General features: G+C 63.6%; 15 protein-coding genes. 5 read left to right on the top strand and 10 right to left on the bottom strand.

What is annotated here, in order from left to right:
• Nucleotides 1-72: 72 nt before the first annotated feature.
• Nucleotides 73-1,569, bottom strand: a complete 1,497-nt coding sequence (locus IVB27_RS28875; protein WP_247446324.1) for a diguanylate cyclase — start codon at nt 1,567-1,569, stop codon at nt 73-75.
• A 144-nt stretch (nt 1,570-1,713) separates the two neighbouring features.
• Between IVB27_RS28875 and IVB27_RS28880 the strand changes: the two genes are divergently transcribed.
• Complete coding sequence (locus IVB27_RS28880; protein ID WP_247343685.1) at nt 1,714-1,977, top strand: DUF7662 domain-containing protein; 264 nt, start codon at nt 1,714-1,716, stop codon at nt 1,975-1,977.
• 169 nt (nt 1,978-2,146) lie between these two features.
• On the opposite strand, the gene IVB27_RS28885 is transcribed toward IVB27_RS28880, so the two are convergent.
• Both IVB27_RS28885 and IVB27_RS28890 read right to left on the bottom strand, forming a co-directional pair.
• On the bottom strand, nt 2,147-5,023 hold the full coding sequence (locus tag IVB27_RS28885) for an EAL domain-containing protein (protein ID WP_247446325.1): 2,877 nt from the start codon (nt 5,021-5,023) through the stop codon (nt 2,147-2,149).
• Between the two features lie 153 nt (nt 5,024-5,176).
• Nucleotides 5,177-6,175: an NAD(P)H-quinone oxidoreductase gene (locus IVB27_RS28890; RefSeq protein WP_247446326.1), complete on the bottom strand. Its 999-nt coding sequence runs from the start codon at nt 6,173-6,175 to the stop codon at nt 5,177-5,179.
• 111 nt (nt 6,176-6,286) lie between these two features.
• On the opposite strand from IVB27_RS28890, the gene IVB27_RS28895 reads away from it, so the two are divergent.
• A complete protein-coding gene (locus IVB27_RS28895; RefSeq protein WP_247341843.1) occupies nt 6,287-6,478 on the top strand; it encodes a DUF1192 domain-containing protein in 192 nt (63 codons plus the stop codon).
• A gap of 611 nt (nt 6,479-7,089) precedes the next feature.
• Complete coding sequence (rcdA, locus tag IVB27_RS28900; protein WP_247341840.1) at nt 7,090-7,599, top strand: protease adaptor protein RcdA; 510 nt, start codon at nt 7,090-7,092, stop codon at nt 7,597-7,599.
• A gap of 92 nt (nt 7,600-7,691) precedes the next feature.
• On the opposite strand, the gene rpmE is transcribed toward rcdA, so the two are convergent.
• Nucleotides 7,692-7,919 carry a 50S ribosomal protein L31 gene (gene rpmE, locus IVB27_RS28905; protein ID WP_247341837.1) on the bottom strand — a complete coding sequence of 76 codons (228 nt, stop codon included), beginning with the start codon at nt 7,917-7,919 and terminating at the stop codon, nt 7,692-7,694.
• 225 nt (nt 7,920-8,144) lie between these two features.
• Between rpmE and IVB27_RS28910 the strand changes: the two genes are divergently transcribed.
• Nucleotides 8,145-9,971 (top strand): ABC transporter ATP-binding protein/permease, encoded by a 1,827-nt coding sequence (locus tag IVB27_RS28910; protein ID WP_247341834.1) that lies wholly within the window; start codon nt 8,145-8,147, stop codon nt 9,969-9,971.
• 18 nt (nt 9,972-9,989) lie between these two features.
• On the opposite strand, the gene IVB27_RS28915 is transcribed toward IVB27_RS28910, so the two are convergent.
• The 3 genes from IVB27_RS28915 to IVB27_RS28925 all read right to left on the bottom strand — a co-directional run bounded on the left by IVB27_RS28915 (nt 9,990) and on the right by IVB27_RS28925 (nt 11,640).
• Entirely contained in the window at nt 9,990-10,457 is a 468-nt protein-coding gene (locus tag IVB27_RS28915; RefSeq protein ID WP_247446327.1) for a hypothetical protein, read from the bottom strand.
• Nucleotides 10,458-10,669: 212 nt separating this feature from the next.
• Nucleotides 10,670-11,389 carry a hypothetical protein gene (locus IVB27_RS28920; RefSeq protein ID WP_247446328.1) on the bottom strand — a complete coding sequence of 240 codons (720 nt, stop codon included), beginning with the start codon at nt 11,387-11,389 and terminating at the stop codon, nt 10,670-10,672.
• Nucleotides 11,390-11,442: 53 nt separating this feature from the next.
• Nucleotides 11,443-11,640, bottom strand: a complete 198-nt coding sequence (locus IVB27_RS28925) for a hypothetical protein (RefSeq protein WP_247446329.1) — start codon at nt 11,638-11,640, stop codon at nt 11,443-11,445.
• Nucleotides 11,641-11,870: 230 nt separating this feature from the next.
• Between IVB27_RS28925 and IVB27_RS28930 the strand changes: the two genes are divergently transcribed.
• Entirely contained in the window at nt 11,871-12,467 is a 597-nt protein-coding gene (locus IVB27_RS28930) for a hypothetical protein (RefSeq protein ID WP_247446330.1), read from the top strand.
• 301 nt (nt 12,468-12,768) lie between these two features.
• Here IVB27_RS28930 and IVB27_RS28935 read toward each other — a convergent pair whose 3' ends face one another.
• The 3 genes from IVB27_RS28935 to IVB27_RS28945 form a co-directional block, all read right to left on the bottom strand.
• Nucleotides 12,769-12,990: a hypothetical protein gene (locus tag IVB27_RS28935; protein ID WP_247446331.1), complete on the bottom strand. Its 222-nt coding sequence runs from the start codon at nt 12,988-12,990 to the stop codon at nt 12,769-12,771.
• Nucleotides 12,991-13,060: 70 nt separating this feature from the next.
• Entirely contained in the window at nt 13,061-13,507 is a 447-nt protein-coding gene (locus IVB27_RS28940; RefSeq protein WP_247446332.1) for a GNAT family N-acetyltransferase, read from the bottom strand.
• Nucleotides 13,507-14,535, bottom strand: coding sequence for a peptidoglycan -binding protein (locus IVB27_RS28945; RefSeq protein WP_247446333.1), 1,029 nt, complete (start codon nt 14,533-14,535; stop codon nt 13,507-13,509). Before IVB27_RS28945 ends, IVB27_RS28940 begins: the two co-directional genes overlap by 1 nt.
• Between the last annotated feature and the right edge of the window lie 4 nt (nt 14,536-14,539).

A 14,539-nucleotide genomic window follows, 5' to 3' on the forward strand; every position in this document is an offset into this window, starting at 1 on the left:
AGCGAAGCGAAGCGATCCGGAATGCTTCGTCGCAAGAGCTTCCCGCAATGACGGCGGTAAGCAGCGTAGCCCTCACGCCACCAGCGACAGCTTCGGCAAGCTCGCGACCACCGACTGGTTGCGGCCGCCGGCTTTCGCGGCATAGAGCGCCTTGTCGGCGGCGGCGACCAGGATCGGCCAGTCCATGCCGGTGGTGGGAACGAAGCTCGCGATGCCGCAGGAAACCGTCGAGGCCGTCTGGTCGTCGGACCAGCCCTGCACCTTGACGCGGATCGCCTCGGCGACCTCCAGGGCGTCGGTGACCGAGGTGCCCGGCAGCAGCACGGCGAATTCCTCGCCGCCATAGCGCGCGGCGCAGTCGCCGGCGCGGCTCACCGAGTCGGAAATGCAGATGGCGATGCCGACCAGCACCTGGTCGCCGGCCTGATGGCCGAAGGTGTCGTTGTAGGCCTTGAAGTGATCGGCATCGATCATCAGCAGCGCGACCGGCGTCTTCTGGCGCATCGCGCGGCGCCATTCGACGTCGATGACCTGGTCGAACTTGCGGCGGTTCCTCAGTCCGGTGAGCGCATCCGTCGTCGCCATCTCCTCAAGCTTGCGCTCGGCTTCGGCGCGCCGGCCGATCTCGCGCGCGAGCACCAGCGTCGAGGCCAGCATGAACAGGATCAGCGCCAGGACCACGGCGCCGATGCGATACGCTTCCTTCTGCCAGAGCTCGAACACGGCTTTCAGCGGCTTGCCTGCCACCACAAACAGCGGACCGCTGTCGGTGCTGCGTACATAGAGCCGCGGCGTCGGATCGACCGGGCCCTGGCCTGCATAGGAGGCGCCGGCCCGGAGATTGTCGGCGCTCCAGGTCCGGCGATCATTCAGGTTCGTGCCGATCACGTCGAGGTCGAACGGCCGCCGCATCATGATGGTGCGGTCGCGCTTGAGCACGGTGATGGTGTCATCGGGGTTGAGGTTCAGCCGCTCGAACAATTCGTGGAAATAGCTGAAGCGGATCGAGCCGGCGACGACGCCGAGAAAGCCGCCGTCAGTGTCGCTGATGCGCCGGCTCAGCACGATCGCGTAGGCGCCGCGGAACAGCATGGGACGGCTGATGTAGAGCCCGGCTCCAGGATTGTCGCGGTGAATCCTGAAGTAGTCCTCCTCGCTGCGGTTCTCCGGCAGGGGATCGAGCGTGGAGGCATCGATGGTCAGCCTGCCCTCGGCATCGAACACCTGGATCGCGCCGAAGTTCCTCGCCGTGGTCGCATGGTCGAACAGGATCAGGTGCCGGATCGGCTTTGAGACCGTCGCGATCTCCGGCAGCAGCATGTTGCCGGCGACCGCCTTCAGAGACAAATCGTAGATCTCGATGTTGCGGGTGACGTCGGACTCGATGGTCGTTGCGAGGTTTTCCAGCGTCTGGCGGGCGAGCGCCTCCTCGCCGCGGCGCATGTCCAGCATGACGTTGACGCAAATGGCGGAAAAGCCGATCACCGTCACCACGGACGAGATGATCAGCAGCTTCGCCGAAAGCCGCCACGGCCGGCGGGCCATGACTTCGCGCCATCCAGACAACATCATTCGCTCCCGACATCAGTGAATGCGCCCGAAAGCTTGAGTAGTGTTTAAGCCGGGACGGCGCTGCCGTAATGAGTTAAAAATTGGTTTCCGCGGCTGACGTTTTTTGGCAAAGCGGGGCTTCGACCAGCGAAGAGGACAGCGGTGAACGATTACGACGCGTTGCGCGATTATCTGATGCGGCACAAGCAGGCGGAATTCGTGCTGACCTATGAGCAGATCGAGGAGATCATCGGCGCGGCCCTGCCGCGCGCCGCGAATCGTGCCTCATGGTGGGACAGCCTGCGCAGCCCCGACCTCAAGATGCCGCAGCGCGAAGCCTGCCTCGCCGCGGGCTTCGTGGCAATGCGAATGCCGGATGGCCAGAGCGTGCGGTTCACGAAGCGGAAGAGCGACCGACGGCAGTAGCGCCGTGCGCTTTCTTCTCTTCTCCCCTTGTGGGAGAAGGTGGCGCGAAGCGCCGGATGAGGGGTTGCATCCGCAATTGAGATAGCAGCGTTCGGGGAGAGATACCCCTCACCCCCGCTCGCTTTACGAGCGGACCCTCTCCCACAACAAGGGGAGAGGGAAAGAAGAGCTAGCTCGCCGCTTCCAGCCGCACTTCCGTGAGCAGCCGCATCGCGGCGTCGGCGTCCATGGGCTCGCCGAAGGCGAAGCCCTGCGCGTATTCGCAGCCCATCTGGTAGAGCTCGACCGCGTCGGAATCGGTCTCGGCGCCTTCGGCGACCACGTCCATGCCGAGGTCGTGCGCGAGCGCGATGATCGATTTCAGGATCACCGGCCGGGTGCCGCGATTGGTGGTGCGCACGAACGACTGGTCGATCTTGATGGTGTCGAACGGGAAGCGCTGGAGATAGGCCAGCGACGAATGGCCGGTGCCGAAATCGTCGAGTGACAGCCCGGTGCCGAGCTCGCGGATCCGCGTCAGCATCTGCGCCGCGTGCTCCGGATTCTCCATCACCATCGATTCCGTCAATTCCAGCTTGAGCGTGCCGCGGGCGACCGACGAGCGCGACAGCACGGTGCGGATGTCGTGGATGAGGTCGTGGCGCAGCAATTGCCGCGAGGAGACGTTGACGCTGGCGAAGATCGGCTCGCGCGAGCGCATCGCACGCTGCCAGATCGAGAGCTGCTTGGCGGTCTGGTCGAGCACGAACATGCCGAGGTCGATGATGAGACCGGTCTCTTCCGCGATGGCGATGAATTCCGACGGCGCCATGCGCCCGAGCTTCGGATGATCCCAGCGCACCAGCGCCTCGAAACCGGCGATCGAACGATCCTCCAGCCGCACGATCGGCTGGTACAGGATCGTGAGCTCCTGCCGCTCGATGGCGCGTCGCAGCTCGCTCTCCAGCGTCAGCCGGTCGGTTTTTCGCGCGCGCATCGCGGGCTTGTAGACGTCGATGCGGTCGCCGCCGATGCGCTTGGAATGATACATCGCAAGCTCGGCGTCCTTGATGATCTCGTCCGTGAGCTGCACTTGCGGATCGGACAAGGCGAGACCGATCGAGGCGGTGAGAAAAATCTCGCGTTCGTTGAAGGCGATCGGCGCGCGGATGGTCTTGCGGATGGTCTCGGCGAAAGCGGTGATGCGCGCGGGGTCTTGCTCCGATAGCAGGATCAGGCCGAACTGATCGCCGGCAAGCCGCGCCAGCGTGTCCTGCGGTTTCAGGATGCGGGTGAGGCGGCGGGCGAGCGTCAGCAGAATCGAGTCGCCGACCGCGATGCCGACGGAATCGTTGACCTGCTTGAAGCGGTCGAGATCGATCACCATCAGCGTCGGCCGCAGCGTCGGCATGGTCTTGGCGAAATGCGCGACCGCACCGAGCCGGTCCATGAACAGTTTGCGGTTGGGCAGGCCGGTGAGGTTGTCATGCACGGAATCGTGCAGCAGGCGCTCCTCGGCATTGCGCAGTTCGGTGACGTCGGTGAGGGTGCCGACGACGCGCGAGACCTCGCCGTCGGAGCCGACCACCGGGCGCGCCTTCAGCGCAAACCACATGAAGTGACCGTCCGGCGTGCGCAGACGGAAATCCTGCACCAGGCGGCCGCGGCGCTGATCCAGCACGCTGTCCAGCGCGGCGCGGAAGCGGTCCTGGTCGAGCGGGTGCAGCACTTCCAGCCAGGACGCGGCCGGGCCTTCCAGCGTGCCGCGTTTGAGACCGAGCAGGGCTTCGGTCTCCGGGCTGGTGAACACCTTGTCGGCGGAAACGTCCCAGTCCCAGATCAGATCGCCGGAGCCGGCCAGTGCCAGCGCGCGCCGCTCGATGTCGGAGACCACGCCGGTGGTGGCGCCGCCGCCCGCGAACGCGTGCTGCATCACCGTGAAGCCGATCAGCATCACGATCAGCACGAGGCCGCCGAGCAGCGCCGGACCGACGATGTCGTTGGTGACGGAGCCCGCGACCGTCATGCCGGCCGCGATCACCCAGATCACCAGCAGGAACCAGGTCGGGATCAACAGCACCGCGCGGTCGAAGCCGTGGGTCGAGAGATAGACGATCAGTGCGAAGCCCGCGAAGGCGATCAGCACCAGCGAGATGCGCGCGATGCCGGAGGCGACCGCAGGGTCGAACAGAGCGAGTGCAACCAGCGAGCCCAGGAACGCGAGCCAGCCCACCGTGATGTGCGAATAGCGCACGTGCCATCGACTGAGGTTGAGATAGGCGAACAGGAACACCAGCAGCGTTGCCGCCAAAATCGCCTCACCCGCCGCGCGCCAGATGCGCTCGGCGTTGTTCGACATGTCAAGCACCTTGCCCCAGAAGCCGAAATCGACGCCGATATAGACCAGCACCGCCCAGGCCAGCGCCGCGGCGGCCGGAAACATGATGCTGCCCTTGACCACGAACAGGATGGTCAGCACCAGCGCGAGCAAGCCGGAGATGCCGATCACGATGCCCTGGTACAGCGTGAAGGAGTTGACCTTGTCCTTGTAGGCTTCCGGCTCCCACAGATAGAGCTGCGGCAGCTTGTCGGTGCGCAGCTCCGCGACGAAGGTGACGACGGCGCCGGGATCGAGGGTGACGCGGAAGACGTCGGCGGTCGGGCTCTCCTGCCGCTCCGGCCGGTCGCCGGTCGAGGGCGTGATGGTTGCGATGCGCGACAGCCCGAGGTCGGGCCACAACAGCCCCGAGGAGACGATGCGGTAATGCGGGGCGACGATCAGGCGGTCGAGCTGGTCGTCGGTGTTGTTGGCGAGCGCGAACACCACCCAGTTCTGGCCGCCTTCGCGGGCGCGCACCTCGATGCGGCGGACGATGCCGTCGGTTCCGGGCGCGGTAGAGACCTGAATGCGGTCGGCGTCGCTGCGCTGATGCTCGAGCACGCCGGTGAGGTCGATCGCGGGCGCGTCACCGCGGACGCTGACAGCGTCCAGCGCGCGCGCCGGGAACGCGCAGACGAGAATCATGAGGCCCAGCGCTATGGGCGCGAGGCGCCTGATCAGACGCAAGGTCAGTTCTCCGCGTTCGACGCAAACTCTTCAGTGCAGGCTCTTCGGTGCACGGCGTTTTCCGAACGGAACAAGATGGTTCGGTGCGTCGCGATAGATGCCACGAAAGCAAGGAAAATCAAAGGGTTTCCGGCCCGCCTGTGGGTCGCTGGCCTAGACCTCCAACACAATTTTGCCAATATGTGCCGAGGTTTCCATCCGCCGGTGTGCATCGGATGCCTTTTCCAGCGGGAAAGTGCTGTCCATCAGCGGCTTGACCCGGCCTTCGCGCAAAAGCGGCATCACTTTCGCCTCGATAGCGGCCACCATCGCCGCCTTGTCCGCATTACTACGGGGGCGCAGCGTCGAGCCGGTATGGGTGAGGCGCTTGACCATCACTTTGGCGATGTTGACGGTGACCTTGGGCCCGTTGAGGGTCGCGATCTGCACGATGCGTCCGTCGACCGCGGCGGCATCATAATTGCGGTCGACATAGTCGCCGGCGACCATGTCGAGGATCAGATTGGCGCCGGTATTGTTCGTCTCCGCCTTGACCACGGCGACGAAGTCTTCGTCCTTGTAGTTGATGGCCCGATCCGCGCCGAGCTTGAGGCAGGCGTCGATCTTGTCCTGCGATCCCACGGTGACGATCACCTTCGAGCCGAACGCTTTCGCGAGTTGGATCGCCATGGTGCCGATGCCGGACGAGCCGCCATGGATCAGCAGCGTCTCCCCGGTCTTGAGGCCGCCGCGCTCGAACACATTGTGCCAGACCGTCATCAGGGTTTCCGGCAGCGCGCCGGCTTCCTTCATCGACAGCGACGCCGGCACGCTCATCGCCTGGGCGTCCTGGGCGATGCAGTACTGCGCATAACCGCCACCGGCGACCAGCGACATCACCTTGTCGCCGATCTTGTGCCGCTTGGCATTGCTGCCGACGGCGACCACTTCGCCCGCGATCTCGAGGCCGGGCAGGTCGCTCGCGCCGGGCGGCGGCGGATAGGCGCCGGAGCGCTGCGCGACGTCGGGCCGGTTGACGCCCGCGGCCTGCACCTTGACCAGGATCTCGTCGGGGCCAGGCTGCGGCAGCGCTCGCTGTTCCGGCACCAGCACTTCCGGTCCGCCGGGTTTGGAGATGGCGACCACCGTCATTTGCGCGGGCAGCTTGTCCATGATGTGTCCTTGAGCAAAGGTGCGGGATGGAAACGAGGCCATTGCTTAGCCAGCGCGGTCCACGCTGGCAACCTCGGCTTGGCTCGCCGTGTGAACGCAGGAGGAACAAGGATGGCGATGGAAGACGACGACCGTCCGCGCAAGAAGATCAGCCACGAGATCGGACAGGATCTCTCACTGTTGTCGGTCGAGGAACTGACCGAGCGCATCGCGCTGCTCAAGGGCGAGATCACAAGGCTTGAGGAAGCCGCCACCAAGAAGCGCGCCTCGCGCGATGCGGCGAATAGCGTTTTCAAGTCGTAGAGCCCGACGCTGGAGCGGGGTGGCCCCACACGATAGTCCTCATCCTGAGGAGACCGCGCAGCGGTGTTCTCGAAGGATGGCCGCGGGCGAGAGCGGGGCCTTCATGGTTCTCGCGGCGATGCGGAGCATCGTCCGCCACGCGCGCGATGCGCGCTCCTCACCATGAGGGAATAGTCTTTGTCCCTGCCGCTGAGCCTGGATTGTTCCGCAGCGCCCTCGGCCACTGACCGACATGGCTAATGAACTCTCAAAATAATTGCTCGTTTACTCCACATTAAGCTTTCGAGTTTATGACTGGAACTGTCCTTGTTTGGACACCGAGTGGCTCCTGTCCACTCTGTTTGACGCCTCCCTGTTATCAACTTTCAAGCCGCCGGTTTTCCGGCGGCTCTTTTTTTGCTTCGAAAGCGTTTCCGAGCGAAGTGGGTACCGGTTCGCGTGAAGAAAACGCGTCAAAAAAGAGACTGGTTTCGGTTGAATTCCGAGGAAAGACCCGCGGAAACCATATCCGCGCTTGCCGCTGGACTCGGCGTCCCGCCCGCGCAATGATTTATTCATCATAAGCCGGCGCCAAGCCGGGCAGTCAGACAGTTGCGTAAGGGGCGTTAACCATGGAACGTTTGCAAGCCGACGGCGCTCTCGTTCAACTCAGCGAGCGGTTCACCAATTCTGCGGCGTTCGGCGTCCTGTTCCGGGAGGGTATGGATCTGGTCGAGGAGACCGCCGCCTATCTCGACGGCGCCGGCCGCACCGAGGCCAAGGCGCTCGATCGCGCCGTCAGCCTCACCTACGCGACCGAGAGCATGCGCCTCACCACCCGCCTGATGCAGCTCGCCTCGTGGCTGCTGCTGCACCGCGCGGTCAAGGAAGGCGAGATGACGCTCGGCCAGGCCAGCCGCGAGAAGACGAAGGTCAAGCTCTCGGCCGCCGATCCCGGCCCCACCGATACCGTCGAGAAGCTGCCCTCGCAGCTCCAGGACCTGATCCATCGCTCGATGAGCCTCCAGACCCGCGTGCGCCGCCTGGACACCACCATCCACACCCCGCCGGTCGATCATCCCTCGATCGGCAACCCGCTGGTGCCGCATCTCAACGCGCTGAAAGCGGCGTTCGAGCGGTAAGATCCGGCTGGCAGCTACGCGACAGACCCCCACAAACAAAAACGCCCCCGGCTCTCCGGGGGCGTTTTTCATCTCCAGCCTCGAGGGCCGGATCAATCCTTCTTGAGGAAGCCCGAAAACTTCTTCTGGAAGCGCGAGACGCGGCCGCCGCGATCCATCAGCTGGGCGTTGCCGCCGGTCCAGGCCGGGTGCGACTTGGGGTCGATGTCCAGGTTCAGCGTGTCGCCTTCCTTGCCCCAGGTCGAGCGGGTCTGATACTCGGTTCCGTCGGTCATCACGACCTTAATCGTATGATAATCCGGATGAATTTCGGCTTTCATGGCAATTCCTAGGGCGCCCCGGCGCCTCGCTTGAGTGGCTATCGAATGACGGATTTGGCCGGGTCTATACCCCACGAGCCCCTGTAAAACAAGCCACCGGACGGCTTTGGGAGCGCTTTCGCGGTGCCTGAAGGACCGGCGGTCCTCCTAAGGGACATCCCGGATTTGCCACTCCCGCTCGCCAGGCCTATTTGGAGCGGACTCCTCTCTTTTTGGTCAGATCTCATGAGCGCAGTAGAACGGCTTGAAACCGGGCCCGCAGAAGCCCCGTCGATCGAAGCCGAATTGATGGAGGCGCCGGCGAAGAGCCGCGCGAAGCTGCGGCCGCTGCTGGCGCTCGCGCCCTATGTGGCCCGCTACCGCGGCCGGGCGGCGCTCGCTTTCGTCGCGCTGACGGTTGCGGCGTTGACCACGCTGCTGGTGCCGGTGGCCGTGCGCCGGATGATCGATTTCGGCCTGACGCCCGAGGGCATCGCGCTGATCAACAGCTACTTCTCGGTGATGATCGCGGTGGTCGCCGTGCTCGCGCTCGCAAGCGCCGCGCGCTACTACCTCGTGATGACGATCGGCGAGCGCATCGTCACCGATCTCAGGCGCGACGTCTTCGCCCATCTCTTGTCGCTCTCGCCGGCCTTCTTCGATTCCGCGCGCAGCGGCGAACTGGTGTCGCGTCTCACGGCGGATACCACCCAGATCAAATCCGCCGTCGGTGCTTCCGTCTCGATCGCGCTGCGCAATCTGATGATGTTCTTCGGCGCCGCCGCGATGATGGTGTTCACCAGCCCGCGGCTATCGGGCTTCGTGCTGCTTGCCATTCCCCTGATCGTGTTGCCGCTGGTCGCCTTCGGGCGCTGGGTGCGGCGTCTGTCGCGCAACGCGCAGGACACGCTGGCCGAGGCCTCTGCCTATGCGGGCGAGCTGATCGGTGCGATCCGTACCGTGCAGGCCTATACCAGTGAAGGGTTGGCTGCGAAGCGCTTCGGCGGCGAGGTCGAGCAGGCCTATGAAGCCGCGCGCACTTCGACCCAGGCCCGCGCCGTGCTGACCGCCATCATCATCTTCATCGTGTTCGCAAGCGTGGTCGCGATCCTCTGGATCGGCTCGCACGACGTGCTGACCGGCGCCATCTCGCCGGGCCGGCTCGGCCAGTTCGTGCTCTATGCGGCCTTCGCAGCGGCGGGCCTCGGCCAGCTCAGCGAGGTCTGGGGCGAGGTTTCGGCAGCGTCCGGCGCTGCCGAGCGGCTGTTCGAGATCCTGCATGTGCAGCCTGACATCAAGGCGCCCGCGGCGCCGCGCGCGCTGCCGGTGCCGGCACGCGGCGAAGTCGGTTTCGACCAGGTCAGCTTCGCCTATCCGGCGCGGCGCGACGTCAATGTGCTCGATGCCGTGTCGTTCACCGTGCGCCCCGGCGAGAAGGTCGCGATCGTCGGTCCCTCCGGTGCCGGCAAGAGCACGATCTTTCATCTGCTGCTGCGCTTCTACGATCCGCGGAGCGGCGCGATCTCGCTCGACGGCGTGCCGGTCAAATCCGCCGATCCGCGCGATTTCCGCTCCCGTATCGCGCTGGTGCCGCAGGAATCGAACGTGTTCGCGACCAGCGCCCGCGACAACATCCGCTTCGGCCGGCCCGATGCGACCGACGCCGAGGTCGAGCGCGCCGCCGAGCTCGCGCACGCCGCCGAGTTCATCCGCCGCCTGCCCGAAGGTTTCGAGACCCCACTCGGCGAGCGCGGCGTGACGCTATCAGGCGGCCAGCGTCAGCGCATCGCGATCGCCCGCGCAATCCTGCGCGATGCGCCGCTCCTGCTGCTCGACGAAGCCACCTCCGCGCTCGATGCCGAAAGCGAGACGCTGGTGCAGACCGCGCTGGAAGAGCTGATGCGCCACCGCACCACGCTCGTCATCGCGCATCGCCTCGCCACAGTGCTGTCCTGCGACCGCATCCTGGTGATGGACCAAGGCAAGATCGTCGAGCAGGGCACGCATGCCGAACTCGTGGCGGCGAACGGGCTTTATGCAAGGCTGGCGAGGTTGCAGTTCGAGGGTGCGTGAGGCCGCCGGACTATTGGCCTATCCACACGGTGTCATCACCCACGAAAGCGGGTGATCCAGTACTCCGAGACCGTAGTGATGGGTCGGTAAGCCGCGGCGCCGGCGTGCGACCTCGATCTTGGCGACGATGAACCGGCCACCGTTCGAGGGCGCCTCGTCGAAGAACGCCTTGTTGGCGGCGGCGCGCTCGACCAGACGGCCGGCGTCCTTCGCGAAGTCGACCGCCCGCTGGCGTGCGAGGTAGTTCTCTTTGACGCGCTGAGCTCCGGCAAAGGGGAGCATCTTGCCTTCGGCGAGCTGCTGCTCGAAGTCGCCGTCCGCCGCGTCGGGCGTCGGCGTTGCATCCGGGCGGCCAGGCGTTGCATTGGCGGATGCAACATTGCCAGGCTTCGCGGGCGCCTTCCCGCCCTTCGTCTTGGACGGCCGGCGGCGCGACTGGCTGAGATTGACGTTGTTTTTCCGGTCCTCAAGGACTTGAGACAGCACGACTTTTCCGTCGTGGGACCGAACCGCGCCGCTCTCGACCTAGCAGCTCAGCGTGGACTTGTTGACCCCGATCTTCCGGGCCGCCTCGCTGATCGGAATCAGCTGCAAAGGCGTTGCATCAGGCGACCGTTGCATCAAATTCGCCCCCCACAGCTAGCGACTTTTTGGGGCCGGGCCACCGGTTTTGCATTCCGGGTGGGGAGGACCCGCGCTCACCTCCGCCACTCGATCCTTTGCACGTCATCGTTTCGTACGAAATTCAATGCGTCGCCCTCCGGCAGATAAATGAGAACGCCTCGATCACCCGCCATCAACAAAAATCCCTTGATGGACGCAGCGGACTTAAGAAAAACTTCCTGTCGAAAGTCACTGAGAGATCCGTCCTTCATTGCGTTTATCGTTCGCCGCGACTGATCCACCGAAGCCGCCATCGCAAAAACAATCGCCGTTCCTGCGAGCAACGAAAGTATCGAACTGCTCGCGACCGGTCGCTTAAACACAAACTGGTTGGCCAACACGATCGTGACCAGGGCGGCGATAGGAATGATGGAGAAGGAGACCGTGCTGATGTGTTTGACAATGTAATAGATCATCGCGCAAAGCGCCGCGATCAACGCAACGAGCGAGACGACAGCAATCGTACTCCAGACTCCGATGTGCCCGCCGACCTTTTCTTTCGTGAAATCAACAGATGTTCTTGCCGCCACACGGACCTTCGGAAGAACTATCACAATACCTACGAAGTAGACCGTGAAAGCCAACGCAATAGGCAGTGCGTTCATGGCGGCTAGCATGTGCTCGGAAAACGTGAATAAAAGAAAGCCGCCAAATGGTAGAAACCGACCGACTTCCCAGGCAATGGCCAGTGAACTGGCCATAAGTGGCACCAAAACTACAGCGTCCTTCAGCGGCACCTTCTCAGCATCCGTCATAATAACCACTTCCTAGAGGCGGAAGAATGACCGCTTACAACCGCAACAACATCTCAGCCTGATAGCTCCGGAGTGTTAGCCAGAATTGCGATCTCTTCCGGGCTTTCTACCACTGTCATCGTCTGCTGATTGATGAATTCGATCATTGTAATGTGGCCGTATTGGCCACCGTCGGTTCTTCGCATTTTGAGTATGTGACTGAGGTTGACCCAGACGACCGGTCCTTCCGGTGTTGTAAGCTGCTGCAGCACGGCTTTCCTTTCTCGGTGAACCTTCGTGGCGGCCGAAGGACGCCATCGCGCTAATCGACTCAATTTCCGCGGTACGCCTCGAAACGGCCAGGCTGGGCAACTCCTCTTATATGATTGCGGGGAGTTGTTCACTCCCTTACTAGTTGTTTCCCCACATTCTGGAGTCCGATAAGAGCCCTTAACGGACTCCAGCACTTCCTCGAGAATGCCAGATTAAGCGGCGAGCCCGGATGACAGACCGTCCCCATCTAACTAAGGAAGAACTTGAACTGCTAGCAACGCCGAGCAGCGAGCTCGCGACAAAGCACTTCGTGTTCTCTTTCGACCGCCCGAAGTTCGAGGGCCGCATATCTACCGGAGAGCGTTGGCAGCAACTTCTGCAAGCTCATCTATATTACGACCACGTCGTGACTCAGATATTGCTAGACGCGCTTCCGAACCCCGAGGCCGTTAATCTTCGTCGAATGGGTTTCGCGCAGAAGCTTCAACTCATTTCAGCGATGGCTCTATTGCCTGAAGAGTTGATCGCTCCGATAGAAAGCATCAATGGGCTACGAAATAAGATCGCGCACGCTCTTGACTTCGAAATCCAGGACTCCGCCCTGACCGACTTGGCCAATTGCACTCCGAAGAAGCTACGGGGAATTGCGGAAACCGAGGATGGTCGGCCGGCCGGTCCGCTGTTGTTTCACGAACTGCTGCGCATCGTGCTGCTTCAGTGTGAAGTGTACCGACAGCGGAGCCAGCTCAACCGCGCGGAAGAGAGAAAAAGCATGCTTCGGCTCAGGGCGGTATTAGACCGGGCAAACATCCCGATGGCTGACTGACAAATCGTGGAGTCCGATAACAGCCCTTAGCGGACTCCAGCTAATTGTGGGATCACGCTCCGGCCGCCCGCTCAACTGCGGCGAGGCCCGGCATAGCCCGGACGGGGGGACGACAGCTGAACTTGCGGCACGAGCTTCTAGCCACACCAGCCTCAGTGCCCCATCATGGCAAAATGCTCCTGTTTTGCTCGACGAGTCAAACCGCTTCGCTGCCTGCGTAAGCCGTTGATTTTGCTGTCATCGGCTACTGTGCATGGGGTTGTTTTCGCCATTTTAGTTTGGGAGACCGTGTTCGCTGCTGTCACGGGCATTTCGGCGAGAGCGCCGGCACGTTTGGCCACGGCCAGTTCTTCCAGCTCCCGTCCTCTCCGACGCAGGCCGATGGCGCAGGGCCGTTCGTCGGAGCACTCGTCGTCTTGACCGGCGTGGTGAAGCGCTGGTCGACATAGGTCGTCGAGACATATCCGGCGACGATGACGCCCAGCAGGACCGAAGACCCCTTGGCCAGATCGCTCAGTTTCATCGGTCATCTCCATCCGCCTGCAATCGGCACAACGAATAGCTGGCGTCTTGGGATCCCGACGTGACGGGCGTCACGCCCGCCATGCCATCTTCAGCACCGGCCGGCCCGAGGTCGGGTTCACCTCGTCGCCGGCATGGGCAAAGCCGTTGCGTTCGTAGAAGCGGATGGCGCGGGTGTTGTCCTTGTTGACGAGCAGCGTCACGCCCGTCGGCGACAGGCGCTTGGCCTCATCCACCAGCAGCCTTGCGGCGTCCGAGCCCCAGTGACCGGGATCGACCACGAGCTGGTCAAGATAGCCGTCGCCGTCGATGGTGACGAAGCCGGTCAGCGCGCCATCCTGCTCCGCCACCACGATCGAGGCTTTCGGCACCAGATCCGTGCGCCAGCGCTCGCGCCACCATTCCAGGCGGGCGGCGAAGTCGATCTGCGGATAGGCCTGCTGCCAGGTGCGATGCCAGAGCTCGATCGAGGCTGCCTCGTCCTCGGGACGGTAAGGGCGGAGGTGGACGGCGCTCACTACCGCTCCGTCAGCTTCAGCTCGATGCGGCGGTTGCGCTTATAGGCTTCTTCCGTGTTGGCGGTGTCGAGCGGCTGGAATTCGCCGAAGCCGGCGGCGACCAGGCGCTGGGCGGGCACGCCGAGCGAGATCAGATACTGCACCACCGAGATGGAGCGGCCGGCCGAGAGGTCCCAGTTCGACTTGAAGTTCGGCCCGTTGACCGGACGCACGTCGGTATGGCCGTCGACGCGCAGCACCCAGGGGATCTCGTTCGGGATCTTCTTGTCGAGGTCGATCAGCGCGGTCGCCAGGGTGTCGAGCTCGGCGCGGCCTTCAGGCAACAGCACCGCCTGTCCGGTGTCGAAGAACACTTCGGACTGGAACACGAAGCGGTCGCCGACGATGCGGATGTCGGGGCGGTTGCCGAGGATGGCGCGCAAGCGGCCGAAGAATTCCGAGCGGTAGCGCGACAATTCCTGCACGCGCTGCGCCAGGGCAACATTCAGGCGAGACCCCAGATCGGCAATTCGATTTTGCGATTCCTTGTCACGCTTCTCGGAGACGTCGAGCGCTTCTTCCAGCGCCGCCAATTGCCGCCGTAGCGCGCTGATCTGCTGGTTCAGCACCTCGATCTGCGCCAGCGCCCGCGCCGAAACCGCCTTCTCCGAGTCCAACGCCTTGCCGAGTTCGGAGGACTTGCCTTGCGCGTCGTTGCCGGCGGCGGCTAAGCCCTCATAGAGGCCCTTGATGCGGTCGCGCTCGGACTCGGCCGAAGCAAGGCCGGCTTTCAGTGACGAGACCTGGTCGTCGAGCGTGAGCTTGCCGAGCTTTTCCAGCGACAGCAGCTCGTTGAGCTGCGCGATCTTGGCGTTGAGCAGCTCCAGCGCCTTGTCCTTGCCGGTGACCTCCTGCGACAGGAAGAATTGCACGACCAGGAACACCGACAGCAGGAACACGATCGACAGCACCAGCGTCGACAGCGCGTCGACGAAGCCGGGCCAATAGTTGAAAGAGGTGTCGCCGCGACGGCCGCGCGCCAGAGCCATGTTG

This window comes from Bradyrhizobium sp. 197, assembly GCF_023073375.1.
Taxonomy (GTDB): domain Bacteria; phylum Pseudomonadota; class Alphaproteobacteria; order Rhizobiales; family Xanthobacteraceae; genus Bradyrhizobium.